Source organism: Hymenobacter sp. UYCo722, from assembly GCF_040547115.1.
Lineage (GTDB): Bacteria > Bacteroidota > Bacteroidia > Cytophagales > Hymenobacteraceae > Hymenobacter.
Genome location: NZ_JBEPPC010000002.1, coordinates 339223 through 351604, shown reverse-complemented (window position 1 = coordinate 351604; position 12382 = coordinate 339223). Strand labels below are relative to the sequence as shown.

The 12382-nt window shown below is 62.0% G+C and carries 10 protein-coding genes; 3 read left to right on the top strand and 7 right to left on the bottom strand.

Annotated features, from left to right (window positions below; all coding sequences use genetic code 11):
* The first annotated feature begins 82 nt into the window (after positions 1–82).
* The 3 genes from ABIB44_RS07330 (at position 83) to ABIB44_RS07320 (ending at position 2741) form a co-directional block, all read left to right on the top strand.
* Positions 83–1654, top strand: a complete 1572-nt coding sequence (locus ABIB44_RS07330; protein WP_354583980.1) for a DHA2 family efflux MFS transporter permease subunit — start codon at positions 83–85, stop codon at positions 1652–1654.
* A 92-nt stretch (positions 1655–1746) separates the two neighbouring features.
* Complete coding sequence (locus ABIB44_RS07325; RefSeq protein WP_354583979.1) at positions 1747–2109, top strand: DoxX family protein; 363 nt, start codon at positions 1747–1749, stop codon at positions 2107–2109.
* A 47-nt stretch (positions 2110–2156) separates the two neighbouring features.
* The gene (locus ABIB44_RS07320) at positions 2157–2741 is read left to right on the top strand and encodes a hypothetical protein (RefSeq protein WP_354583978.1); all 585 of its coding nucleotides are present in this window, start codon (positions 2157–2159) and stop codon (positions 2739–2741) included.
* Between the two features lie 9 nt (positions 2742–2750).
* Here the strand turns inward: ABIB44_RS07320 and recJ are convergent, their stop codons facing one another.
* The 7 genes from recJ to ABIB44_RS07285 all read right to left on the bottom strand — a co-directional run bounded on the left by recJ (position 2751) and on the right by ABIB44_RS07285 (position 12293).
* On the bottom strand, positions 2751–4490 hold the full coding sequence (gene recJ, locus ABIB44_RS07315; protein WP_354583977.1) for a single-stranded-DNA-specific exonuclease RecJ: 1740 nt from the start codon (positions 4488–4490) through the stop codon (positions 2751–2753).
* Between the two features lie 346 nt (positions 4491–4836).
* On the bottom strand, positions 4837–6669 hold the full coding sequence (locus tag ABIB44_RS07310) for a tetratricopeptide repeat protein (protein ID WP_354583976.1): 1833 nt from the start codon (positions 6667–6669) through the stop codon (positions 4837–4839).
* 219 nt (positions 6670–6888) lie between these two features.
* Positions 6889–9012 carry a peptidylprolyl isomerase gene (locus tag ABIB44_RS07305; protein ID WP_354583975.1) on the bottom strand — a complete coding sequence of 708 codons (2124 nt, stop codon included), beginning with the start codon at positions 9010–9012 and terminating at the stop codon, positions 6889–6891.
* A 242-nt stretch (positions 9013–9254) separates the two neighbouring features.
* Positions 9255–9518 carry a hypothetical protein gene (locus ABIB44_RS07300; RefSeq protein ID WP_354583974.1) on the bottom strand — a complete coding sequence of 88 codons (264 nt, stop codon included), beginning with the start codon at positions 9516–9518 and terminating at the stop codon, positions 9255–9257.
* A gap of 23 nt (positions 9519–9541) precedes the next feature.
* Complete coding sequence (gene lptC, locus ABIB44_RS07295) at positions 9542–10111, bottom strand: LPS export ABC transporter periplasmic protein LptC (protein ID WP_354583973.1); 570 nt, start codon at positions 10109–10111, stop codon at positions 9542–9544.
* 123 nt (positions 10112–10234) lie between these two features.
* Positions 10235–11566: a BamG family beta-barrel-assembly machinery protein gene (gene bamG / locus ABIB44_RS07290; protein WP_354583972.1), complete on the bottom strand. Its 1332-nt coding sequence runs from the start codon at positions 11564–11566 to the stop codon at positions 10235–10237.
* Positions 11553–12293, bottom strand: coding sequence for a type III pantothenate kinase (locus ABIB44_RS07285; protein ID WP_354583971.1), 741 nt, complete (start codon positions 12291–12293; stop codon positions 11553–11555). Before ABIB44_RS07285 ends, bamG begins: the two co-directional genes overlap by 14 nt.
* Positions 12294–12382 lie beyond the last annotated feature (89 nt).

Sequence of the window (12382 nt, the reverse complement as noted above, 5' to 3'; positions counted from 1 at the left end):
CAGGTCTGGGCAGTAATACCAAGCGGCGTGAACGGAATATGGTCCTTCACTGCGCTCAGGATGACAGACCTAAAAACAACACATGGAAACTGGTTTTAGAAAATGGATTATCGTGGTTACGGTAGTCCTCTGCGTGCTGCTGGAGCTCATTGATACCAGCATCGTGAACGTGGCCCTGACCCAGATGATGGGCAACCTCTCGGCCACGCAGCAGGAAGTGAGCTGGGTGGTGGCCTCCTACGGCATCGCCAACGTAATTGTGATTCCGATGACCGGCTTCTTGGCCGAGCAGTTCGGGCGCAAAAACTACTTTTTCTTCTCGGTGATTCTCTTCACCCTGGCCTCCATGGCCTGCGGGCAGAGCACTAATTTGTGGGAGCTGGTGGCGTTTCGCTTCATCCAGGGCATCGGCGGGGGCGCGCTGATGGCCACCTCGCAGGCTATTCTGATTGATACCTTCCCCCCACGGCAGCTGCCGCTGGGCCAGGCGTTGTTTGGCATGGGCGTCATTATCGGGCCCACCATCGGCCCCACGCTGGGCGGCTACATCGTGGACAACTACGACTGGCCCTGGATTTTCTACGTGAACGTGCCGGTGGGCATCCTGGCCGCACTCTTTACCTGGCTGTTCATCCGCGACCCGGAGCGCATCAAAAACGCCATTCCCCGGCCCCTGCGCGAGATTGACTGGGCCGGTATCGGCCTGCTGATTCTGGGCGTGGGCTCGCTGCAATTCGTGCTGGAGCAGGGCGAAAGCAACGACTGGTTCGACGACAACACCATTATCCTGTTCACGGTGCTGTCAGTTATTGGCCTCGTCGGCTTCATCTGGCGCGAGCTCACGGCGGCCCAGCCCATCGTCGATTTGCGCGTGCTCACCAAGAGCCGCAACCTGGCAGTGGGTGCGTTCCTGTCATTCGTGCTCGGCTTCGGTTTGTTTGCTTCGGTGTTCGTGTTTCCCATTTTCACGCAGCGCATCCTGGGCTTCACGGCGGCCCAAACGGGCTTCCTGCTGCTGCCGGGCGCGCTGGCTTCGGGCTTCATGATGCCCATGATTGGCAAGGCGCTGCAAGCCGGCGTACCCCAGAAATACATGATTCCGGCGGGCTTCACCATCTTCTTCCTCTTCACCTTCTGGATTGCCACGCGCATTACGCCCACGGCCGGCGAGAGCGACTTTTTCTGGCCGCTCATCCTGCGGGGCGTGGGCCTGGGCCTGATTTTCCTGCCTATCACCACCATGAGCCTGGCCGGGCTGGCGGGTAAAGACGCGGGCCAGGCCGCCGGCCTCACCGGCATGATTCGCCAGCTCGGCGGCTCGTTCGGGGTGGCCATCGTGGGTACCTATCTCGAACGCAGCATTGCCTACAACCGGGTCGCGCTGCTGCCCCACATCTCGCTTTACGACCCGGCTACGGTGCAACGCATTCAGGCCTTCACCCAGAACTTCGTGGCGCGGGGCTTCCCGCTGGAGCAGGCCCGCCGGCAGGCCTACGCCGCCCTCGAAGGCATCCTGATGAAGCAGGTTTCAATTATCACCTACGGCCAGGTATTTACGGGGCTCGGGTTTTTCTTCCTGGCCTGCCTGCCGCTGGTATTTCTCATCAAGCGCAATAAGCCCGGCCTGAAGATGGACATGAACGCGGCCCACTAATTGCCGGCCCGGATTCCGTCATCCGCCTGTTTCGTTAAGGAGCCCCGACACGCACCGTGTCGGGGCTCCTTTTTTGGTAGCTTCGCCAACTTATGACTCTTCGCCTTTTCAGCCGCTACGCGCTGGCTCTGCTATTTGTGGGCGCGGGCCTGCTGCATTTTGTGCGTCCGGCCACGTACCTGGCCATCATGCCGCCCCAGTTGCCCCAGCCGCTGCTGCTGGTGTACATCAGTGGTTTTTTCGAGCTGCTGGGCGGGCTGGGCCTGCTACCGGCCCGCTCGCGGCGGCTGGCCGGCTGGGGACTGCTGGCGCTGCTGGTGGCCGTGTTTCCGGCCAACGTGTACATGGCCCTCATTCACGAGCAGCTGCACATTCCGGGCTGGCTGGCCTGGGGGCGGCTGCCGCTGCAATTGCCGCTCATGTGGTGGGTGTGGCGGGTGATGCACCAGCGGTAGCGCCACTCTATATTGCGGCCGCATTTGCTCCTCCTTTTCCTTTCCCCATGTTTTTTATTCGTTGCGCAGCCGTCCTGGCCGGGCTGTTGCCCCTGCTATCGGCGCAGGCCCAAACCACTCCTACCACGCCACCAGTTCCGGGTTTCTCCTCGAGGGGCGTCGCCCACGATTCGCTTCAGAGCCAGGCTGCCCGCATTCGCGCTCAAGCCCTGGCCCGGGCCGCTGGGTTCGAATCGAGCCAAGGCAACTTCGGCGGCCCCCACCGCCGCACAAAAACCTACGCCGGTGTGCCGCAAGGGGTCGTGAACGCCATCGGCTTCAAAACCACTTCCCCCCTAGTTGAACGGCATGTCATCCGGCACCGCTACGGCATGGAGCTGGAGAAGCGCGTGTACTACGACCCCAAAGGCCACGTCATTCTCACCGAGCAATTCGAGAACCAGCAACTTGTTCGCCTATTGATGACGCACTACGATGCCGCGATGAACCTGCCCGTGGCGGAGTGGCTATTGGTGCGCGGCGATTACCTGCGCTACACCACGGCGGCGGTGTCGCTGGCTTACAGAAGCGACCGCCGCACGCAGTACTTCTTCCGGCCCCGCCCCACGCCCACTACTACCGGCGGCTTGTAGCACCGCCTACTACTCCCAACGCACATCCAGCAGGCGCAGCTGCACACTGCGCTGGCCGCGGTACTCATTCATCTCAACCGTATAGCAGGCGCTGAACGGCTGGCCTTCCTCAATCTGGGGCAGGTAGTCGGCCAGGCCGAAGCCGATGGCATCCAGCGCCGGTCCCTGGGCATCGGCCGAGGCGAGGCGCAGCTTGAGGTGGCCGACCCCCACCACGCGGGCGCTGTGGGGCACGGCAATCAGCCGCTGCGAAGCAAATACCGGGTTGGGATTACCCGGGCCGAAAGGCTCCATGCGGTTCAGCTCGGCAAAAAACGCCTCGGTGATGCGGCCAATGGGCAGCACGGCCGAAATCTCAACGGGCCGCACCAGGTGCTCGGTGGTGAGGGTATCGGCCACCACCTGCTCGAACTGCCGCTGGAATTCGGGCACGTTCTCCACCTTCAGGGTGAGGCCGGCGGCGGCGCGGTGCCCACCAAACTGGTCGAGCAGCGCCGAGCAGGACTCCAGAGCCGTGTGCACATCGAACCCCGCCACCGAGCGGGCCGAGCCGGTAGCCTTGCCATCGCGCTGGGTGAGGATGACGGTGGGGCGGTAATACTGGTCGAGGCAGCGCGAGGCCACGATGCCGAGCACGCCCTGGTGCCAGTCGGCCTTGTAGAGCACGGTGGCGCGGGCGTTTTGCAGCACCGGGTCGCCGGCAATCATGTCGAGGGCTTCCTGGGTGGTGTGCTGGTCCGAGCCGCGCCGCTGCTGGTTCATCTGGTCCACCACTTCGGCGGTATAGCGGGCCTCCTGCTGGTCGGGGGCCAGCAGCATGGCCACGGCCCGGCGGGCATCGCCCATGCGCCCCGCCGCGTTGATGCGCGGCGCAAAGCCAAATATCAGGCTGCTGATGCCCAACGCGCCTTCGCGCAGCGTGGCCAGCTCGCGCAGGGCAGCCAGGCCCGGGCGCAGCAGGTGGTCGTCCTCATTAAAGCGGCGCAGGCCGTAGGAGGCCAGCACCCGGTTTTCGCCAGTGATGGGCACAATGTCGGCCGCGATGCTCACCGTCACCAAATCCAGCAAATCGTGCAGCGGCTCGCTGGGTAGGCCCAGGTGTTCGCCCAGCGCCTGCATCAGCTTGAAGCCTACGCCGCAGCCCGACAGCTCCTTGTACGGGTATTCGCAATCGGCCCGCTTGGGGTCGAGCACGGCCACGGCAGCCGGCAGCTCCTCGCCGGGCAAGTGGTGGTCGCAGATGATAAAATCGACGCTCCGGCTGGCGGCGTAAGCCACCTGCTCCACGGCCTTGATGCCGCAGTCGAGGGCAACAATAAGCGCGAAACCATTGTCAGCCGCCGTATCAATCGCCTTGTGCGAGATGCCATAGCCCTCGGTGTAGCGGTCGGGAATGTAGTCGCGCAGCCGCTCCACGCCAAACAGCGGCGTGAGGTAGCTCATCACGGTAGCTACCGAGGTAATGCCGTCGACATCGTAGTCGCCCAGCACCATTACTTTTTCGCCGGCCTGCAGGGCGTGGGCCAGACGAGCCACGGCGCGGTCCATGTCGCGCATCAGCAGCGGGTTGGGCAGCTGGCGCAGGTCGGGGTGGAAAAAAGCTGCCGCCGCTTCGGGTGTGGTCAGGCCCCGCTGCACCAGCAGGGCCGCAATCTCCGGAGCAATAAAGAGGGCCTCGGTGAGAGTTTGAGCCTGGGTAGGGTTGGCTTGGGGGATATAATTCCAGCGCTTGGTCGCGGATATGGGCATCGGATACTTCGTCAAAATGGTGTCAAAAGTACGACCAATCCCCGCCCCGCGCCGGCCGCCGTACCTTCGGGGCCTACTTCTGCCCTGTCCGCTGCTCATGCGCAAGCTTCGCGAATTTTATAATCAATACCGCCAGTACATCGGTACCGACGTGCTCATGTACGGCACGTTTATTCTGGTATTGGCCCTGATGTTTGTGATTTTTGGGTAAGGGCGGTTTACTGAGAAAAAAAACGTCATGCTGAGCTTGCCGAAGCATCTCTACCGCGCAAGTAATTAATTGCATTGCGCGGTAGAGATGCTTCGGCAAGCTCAGCATGACGTTCTTATGACTACCACCTACCTCCTACTGCACGCCGTCGCCCCGCAGCTTGCGGAAGCGCTTGCGGGCCTCGGCCACGTAAATACTGCCGGGAAATTTGGTAATCACCTGGTTGTACAGCGCCTGGGCCTGGGCCTTGTCCTTCACATCTTCTTCCTGAATGCGGGCCAGCAGAAACAGTGCGTCATCGCTCAGCACGTCGGTTTTGGGGTTGTTGGTAATGCGCTCCAGCGTGGCCATGGCCCCGGCAAAGTCGCCGGTGCGGCGCAGCAGCTGGGCCTTGAGGTAGTACGTATCATCGGCCAGCGAATGGCCGGGGAAGCGCTCCAGCAGCGCATCTAGGCCCTTAATGGCTTCCGGAATTTTATTCTGAAACACCAGCTGCTCCACGGAAGCATAAGCCTTTAGGCCCAGGCCAAGGGTATCCTCCACGGTGTTGTCCTGAATCAGCAGCGAGAGCTGCATGGCGTCGTTAGCAATTTCGCGGGTGGTGGCTTCTTTCAGAATGTCGAGGTGGCTCTGGGCCAGCTTGAAATCGCCGGCGTAATAGCTCAGGCGGGCGTTGCGCAGCTTGGCCTCGTAGCCCAGCGGCGAGTCCTTGTGCGACTTCTCGACCTGCGAATACAGCAGCGTGGCCTCCCAGGGCTCCCCTTTCAGGATGTACAGGTCGCCCTGCGTCACCTTGGCTTCGTCCACCACCTCATCGCTGGCGCGGGGCATGTCGATGACTTCCTGGAGCAGCGTCATGGCCCGGGCGCGCTCATTCAGCTGGAAGGCGTAGAGGTTAGCCAAGCTGCGGATAATGGGCGCAGTGCCGGGGTTGCGGCCCAACTCGGCCAGCAGCTGGTCGTACTCGGTTACCAGGGCGCGCACCTTGGCGGGGTCTACCGGGTAAGTTTCGCGCACCTGGGCCTCGCGGGCCTGCAGCAGGCGCTGGCGGGCAGTCGTATAGTATGGGCCGCTACGGTACTCCTTGGCCACATAATCGAAGCCTTCGATGGCCGTTTCATAGTCCTTGTTCTGCTGGGCGATGGCGGCCAGCTCCAGCACGCGCACGCCGCCGCTGCGGGCGCGGCGGTCGAGCGCGCGGGCCTGCACCAGCGCCCCGGTAAAATCGTGCCGCTGCGTTTGCAGCCACAGCAGCAGCTCGCTGTAGGCGGCCTGGTCGGGGTGGTCCTGCACGGCACTCAATAACAGCTTTTCCAGCGCGTCGAAGTCTTTTTCGTCGTGCAGCGCATTCTGGAGCATGTTGCGCACGAAGGGCAGCTGCCGGTCGTCCTGGGCCACGAGGCGCAGGGTTTCGGCCAATACCTGGGGCTGGTTCTGCATCTGGGTATAGAGCCGGATGAGCTGCGGGGCGTACTCGGTATCGTTGTGGGCCAGGGCCCGGCCGCGCAGGTAAGTTTTTTCGGTCCAGGCGGGCAGCTCGCGGCGGCTGAACTCGGTGGCTACCGGCAGCACCTGCGCGGGCGCGAGCTGGGCCACCACTTTCTGCCACTGCTTGTCGGCGGCCGAGGCGTCGCCGGCCGTCTGGTATACCGCACCCAGCGTTACGCCCAGCGTGGCATCGTCGGGGCGCAGCTTTAGCGCTTTTTTGGCCAGCTTTTCGGCCTCCTTGTGGCGCTTCAGCGCCTGCAACGACTCCAGATACACCGGAAACACCGCTAGGCTCACCTGCTCTTCAACGGGCAGCTTTTCAAACAGGAATACGACTTTGTCGTGCTCGCCCCGGCGGGCGTAGTCCAGGGCCAGGCTGGTGCCGCTGGCGGGCAGCCCGGTTCCGGTTCGCCCAGGCTGTGCCAGGGCCGGCAGGGTTAGCGTAAGGGCAGCAGCGAGGAATAAGGAGGAAGGACGCATAAGCTTCAACTGTCAGGGCACCCGGTTAAAACCACGGGCGGGCGGTGGGTTGCAGGGGGGTAAACGTACGGATTAGCCCGCTTCGTTCATCGGGCTTTGCGGGCCGGGCCTTCTCTTCCATCCGGCCAACGCGCGGGCTCGCAGAGGCCCCCGCTACCGGCAACAAAAAAGGGCCGCCCCCGAAGGTACGGCCCTTTTCAAACGCTGGCTGCGCGCGGCTTAGAAGAACTTGGCGCGGTTGTCCTGCACGTTGGCGTGGGCCTTGATGGCTTCGTAAATCTTGCCGTCCTGCTGCTGGGCGCGCTGCTGCGCCAGCTGCGTACGCACGGCCTTTAGGTCGGTGGCGGCGGCGGCGGGCGCAATGCTCACCGGCTCCACCACCAGTACGCCCTGCTCGCCCTGGAGGGCGGCCGAGTGCTGGCCGGGCTTCAGCGCGAAGGCTTTGCCCACGGCCAGGGGCTCGAAGCCCACGTTAGCCAGGCTGCCCTGGCCGAGCATCACATCGGGAGCAGTACCCACTTGGGCGGTGGGGCCATACTTGGCCGCCATTTCTTCCAGCGTGCCGGTTTTGGGCAGCTTGGCCATAATCTGCTGAGCCTTTTCCTCGTTGCGTACCAGCGACGAAAGCTCGGGGCGCAGGTTGGCCACGGTGGCCGTGCCCTTGGTGCGCTCGTCGGTGAGGGCAGCAATCACAAACTGGTCGCCCACGGTGAATACATCTGACACCTCGCCCACTTTGGCAGTGGTGCCGTTGGCACCGTGGCCGAAGGCCCAACGCACTACCTCACGGGCATTTTGCAGGCCATTCACGGCGTTGGCGTTGGCATCGAGATTTTTGGCTTCCTGCTTTTGCAGGGTTTTGTCTTTAGCCAGCTCAGCGCGGAAGCTGGCCAGGTCGGTGATTTTGGCGCGCAGCTCGTTGGCGCGGGTGTTGGCCGCGTCGTAGGTGGCTTCGCTCGGGGTGATGGTCTTCTTCACCTCGGCTACCTGATAGGTTTGCTTAGTGGGCGCGGCCGTTACCTTGATGACGTGGTAGCCGAACGAAGTTTCCACTACGTTGGGCAGCAGGCCGGGGGCCGTGGCCGCGAAAATAGCTTTCTCGAACTCGGGCACCATGCGGCCCTGGCCGAACCAGCCGAGGTCGCCGCCCAGGTCCTTGGTACCGTCGGTACCGAACTGACGAGCCAGCGCGGCAAAGTCAGCCCCGTTCTTGATTTTGTTCAGGATATCCTGGGCCTTGGCTTTCGCGGCGGCCTTCGCTTCGGGCGTGGTGCCGTCGGCCTTGATGAGGATGTGGCTGGCGCGAGCCGCCGACTGCTTGCCGGTGCTCACGCCCGTTACCTTGTACAGCGTCGAAGAACCAGCTTCGGCATAGGGGCCGTAGATTTTACCCTGGGCCAGCGGCAGCTGCTTGCGGAGTTGCTCGGGCAGGTCGGCCGGCGTGCGGAAGCTCTTGTTCCAGGGCTGCTCCGAGTTAGCTGATACAAATAGAGAATCAACGGGGGCCGAGGCAAACTGGGTGGCCAACTCGGACATCGAGGCCTTCACGTTGGCGCTGTCCTCCTTCGAGGCCACTACCGGCACGGTCACGTACTCAATCGAGCGGCCGGCTTCCACCTTGTACTTGCTCTGGTTTTTATCGAGGTAAGCCTGCAGCTGGGCGTCGGTCACCTTCACGGCCGAGTCGGAAATGCTGCCGTAGGGCACGAACAGGTACTTCACCGTCGCCTTGGTGTTCTGGCTGTCGTTGAAGCGCTTGGCTTCGGCCGTGGTCACGTACACCGAGTTTTTCAGCAGGGCATTGTACTTGTTGGCGAGGCGCTCGGCGGGCAGGCCGGCTTCGAAATTGCGCCAGGCAATCTGATTCTCGGGGGGCAGCTTGTCGAGGTTTTTCAAATACTCAATCAGACGGGCCCGGTCGAACTGGCCGGTCGCCTTGTCGGTGAACGCCTGGCGGATGCCCGGAGCCACGTTGTCGCCCTGCACCATGTCCACGAGTTCATCGTCGCTCACGGTCAGCCCCAGCTTTTCCCACTCGGGCTGGAAAGCCAGCTTGTAGAGGGTCTGGTTCCAGGCCTGGTCGCGCAGGTAGCTCATGGCCTGGTCGTCGGGCTGGCGCTGCTGCTGGGCCACAAAAGCCTGCTTGGCCTGCTCCAGGGCGGCGTTGTAGTCATTGAGCTCTACTTTCTGGCCGGCTACTTCGCCCACCACGTTGTCGTTGCGGCCAAAGAGGCGATTTTTACCGCCCACCAAGTCGCCGCCCACAATGAAGAGCAGCATCCCGACGGCCACGGTACCTACCGCCCAGCCAGATTTTTCCCGAATCGTGTTAATTAAAGCCATTTACTTATGTAGAGAATCGAATCCGTGTTGGTCAAAAGAGGCGCAAAATAACCAGAATTTGGCCGGCAATCAAAGCATTACCCGATTTAAGTGGCCTGTTGGTGGCACCCATTACCAACAAAAACGTCATGCAGAGCGCAGCGAAGCATCTTTACTGCGGCAGTAAACAAATTTCACTATTGCGGTAAAGATGCTTCGCTGCGCTCTGCACGACGTTCTCTTGAAACCAGATACCTTCTCGCCTAGCGGCGCTTTTTAGTCGATTTAGCCGGGGTGCGGGCCTGCTTCTTGCTGGCCAGCTTGGCTTCCTGCTCGGCTACTTTGGCGGCCAGCCGCTCCTGCTGCCGCCAGTACAGCAGCGGCATCCAGCAGGCCATCGCCACCATAAAAATCCAGTAATTACGCATCAGGTCGTTGAGCAGCAACGTCTGGTAGATGCCGATGACCATGGCCACCACACCCACGGCAAACAACACGGTGCGCAGCAGGTCTTTGTCGAGTTTCATGGGAAGAAGAAAAAGCGGCCGGGCTACAGCCCCGCCCCCGTTTTGGCCAAAATACCGGTCGGCCGCTTGATGCTGTAGCGCGAAAAGTTCTGGTTGGCCGTCAGGCCGTAGCCGTCGATGTACTCAGTGGGCGTTTCCACCTTCACAAACATTGCCGTATCGGTGTAAACCAGCTGCTTGTTCTTATCGAAGAACATTTCCTCGGTGTGCAGGCGCTGCTGCTCGGGCACGTTGGTCACCCGCACGTCGCCGCGCATGGTGTAGAGGTTCTTGGCCTTTTCGTACTTGCCGTATTTAGCAGCCAGGGTATTGATAACGGTTTTCTTGCCATCGGCCGAGTAAAACGTCACCACCATGCCCTTCGGGTAAATCATATCGCTGTTTTCAAACTGCTGCTCCAGCGGAGCCGTCAGCTGAAATTTGAGCTTGGCCGAGTCGCTCACCAGCGTGCGCACGTTGGTGGTTTCCATCAGCGGGCCGGTGTATACCTGGGGCGGACCGACGGCAGCCTTTTTGTCGCAGGCTACGAGCACCAGCCCCGCCAGCAGGGCCGCGCCAAGTCTAAAGCCGCGCAGGATTCCAAAATCGAGCAAATCGGTGGAGCCGTTAAGTGAGTAAGTAGCCGCAGGCAGTGAATATTGCTGAACCAAAGTACCCAGACAGTCAACGATTTACCTGCCCACGCACTACCGATGCCTCAGTACTAAAACCGCTGACTATTGCAGGCGACGCTTAATGAACCAGCGGTTATTGAGCGTCACGCCCAACTGCCCGCGAATGTAGCTTTCCTGCACGTTGCTGGCTCCGCTGCTTAGCACGTCGGTGTTGCCCCGCTGGCCGTAGGTGAAGCCCAGGCTAAGGGTGGTCGACTCCACGGCAGAAGCCGTGGGCATTGGAAACGCGAAGCCCCAGCTCACCGACCGGTCGTAGAGGGTTTTGCCGCCGGGCTGGTAGGGAAGCTGGGCCATGCTCACGCCGGCCCGATACGTCACACGTTGGAAGTAATGCTCCACCGAGCCCGGGTCGGGCGAAATCTCACCACCCAAGCCGATGCGCATGGTGTTGCTCAGGGCCGGGCCGTTGTTGTTGAAGCCCGTAAACTTTGACCACTGCTGCTGGGCCACATCCAGGTTCAGGCTCCAGTTCTTGTCGTTGTCAAAGCTCACGCCCAACTGGGCCAGGCCGGGCACGTAGGTGCTGCCCCGGCCGTTGCTCAGCAACGTGGGCGCGCTGGTGAGGCTACCCGAGACGGCATCTTCCCGCTCCTGGGTGTTGGTTTGCTGGCCGCGCAGGTTGTGGCCGAAGCTGTATACGCCACCCAAATTCATACTCAGGGCTTTGCCCACCTTTTTCCGGTAGTGTGCCCCGGCCCGGAAGGCAAAGTCGGAATAGCGCGTGTGCTGGCGGTCCACCGATTTTGTCAGGGGGTCAAAGTTGTTCACAATTCGTACGGTGGTGCCCGTGGTTTCATCCACGGTGCCAAACAGGTACGAAGCCGTGAGGCCCAACGTAAAGTCCTTGGCAATGCGCACGCCCTGGCCAAAATAGGCTTCCGACACCCCACCATAGCCCTTGTACTGCTTCAGCGACTGCGAGCCGGCCTCGCCGGCCACGTCCTGCAAAATATTCGATTCGTAATCGACTGCGCTCAACGGTTTCAGGCCCACCGCCGCCGCCCACCGCGAAGCCAGCGGTACCGACAGGGCAAAGTAGCCCAGTGTGCCGCTGCCGCTGCGGCTCGAAGACGCGGCGTTTTTCACCGTCTTGTACTGCCCGGTATAGCCTGCCTCGAAAGTGGTGCGACTAGTATAGTAGAGCAAAGCGGGATTTAACTCGTTCACATTTATCGAGTTAGGAGCAGCTAGCCCGGTGCCGCCCATGCCCATCTGGCGTACCCCGCCGGTATTGGCGTTGAACTCGCCGAGGCCGATGCGCGAGTAGGGCGAGTTGCCCAGGCCCTGAGCTTGCGCGCCGCCAGCCGCCATTGTAGCTACGCCCACCAATACCACCGCCAGCACCCGGCCTTCCATCACTTTATTTGTCAACATGATACGCTAAAATCCGATTTAGTCCGAGCAGTACCAGCTCAGGAACGACAAAGATACGCTTTGGGAGCCGGGCTGCCAGAAAGACGGCATCGCCCCCGGTCAGCACCACCCCCAGGCCCGGGTGCCGCCGCTGATAGTGAGCCAGTAAGCCTTCTATTTCGGCTACCGTGCCGTTCACCACGCCACTCAGCAGGCTCCCGGTAGTGGAGTCGCCCACCAGCGGAATCGTTGCATCGGCCATGGGCAGCTCCAGCAGCGGCAGCCGCCCCGTGAAGGCGTGCAGCGCCCGCAGCCGCATGGCCAGCCCCGGCGCGATACTGCCACCGTGGTACGTTTCGTCGGCCGTAACGAAGTCAAATTTGAGGGCGGTGCCCGCGTCAATGACAAGCGTATCGCGGCCCGGCCGCAGCTTGGCCGCACCCACGGCTGCCGCCAGCCGGTCGGCCCCCAGGCTGTGGGGCGTGGCGTAGGCATTGCGCAGCGGCACCAGGGTAGTAGCCGGGCTGAAAGCCAGGATTTCGCCCGGCACCAGGTCGCGCAGGTCTTCGACCACCAGCACGGCGGCTTCGGCCACCGAGGCGACCACCACATGTTGCGGCTGCCAGCGCTGCACCAATTCCCGCACCTGCGCCGCCGTGAGGCCAGTGGCCATTTCGCGCAGCAGCGGGCCATCGAAAGCGCCGGCCTTCACGGCCGTGTTGCCGATGTCGAGGGCGAGGGTATGCATATTTATTGTGCTGGCTTGGCTGGTTAAAAAAGAACGTCATGCTGAGCTTGTCGAAGCATGTCTACCGCGCAACTAATTAGATTTAGTAT

Coding starts and splice junctions, on each gene's coding strand:
- ABIB44_RS07310 (WP_354583976.1), bottom strand. CDS start 6,669: ATGCGTCCTTCCTCCTTATTCCTCGCTGCTGCCCTTACGCTAACCCTG.
- ABIB44_RS07300 (WP_354583974.1), bottom strand. CDS start 9,518: ATGAAACTCGACAAAGACCTGCTGCGCACCGTGTTGTTTGCCGTGGGT.
- ABIB44_RS07305 (WP_354583975.1), bottom strand. CDS start 9,012: ATGGCTTTAATTAACACGATTCGGGAAAAATCTGGCTGGGCGGTAGGT.
- ABIB44_RS07325 (WP_354583979.1), top strand. CDS start 1,747: ATGACTCTTCGCCTTTTCAGCCGCTACGCGCTGGCTCTGCTATTTGTG.
- recJ (WP_354583977.1), bottom strand. CDS start 4,490: ATGCCCATATCCGCGACCAAGCGCTGGAATTATATCCCCCAAGCCAAC.
- ABIB44_RS07330 (WP_354583980.1), top strand. CDS start 83: ATGGAAACTGGTTTTAGAAAATGGATTATCGTGGTTACGGTAGTCCTC.
- ABIB44_RS07285 (WP_354583971.1), bottom strand. CDS start 12,293: ATGCATACCCTCGCCCTCGACATCGGCAACACGGCCGTGAAGGCCGGC.
- ABIB44_RS07320 (WP_354583978.1), top strand. CDS start 2,157: ATGTTTTTTATTCGTTGCGCAGCCGTCCTGGCCGGGCTGTTGCCCCTG.
- bamG (WP_354583972.1), bottom strand. CDS start 11,566: ATGTTGACAAATAAAGTGATGGAAGGCCGGGTGCTGGCGGTGGTATTG.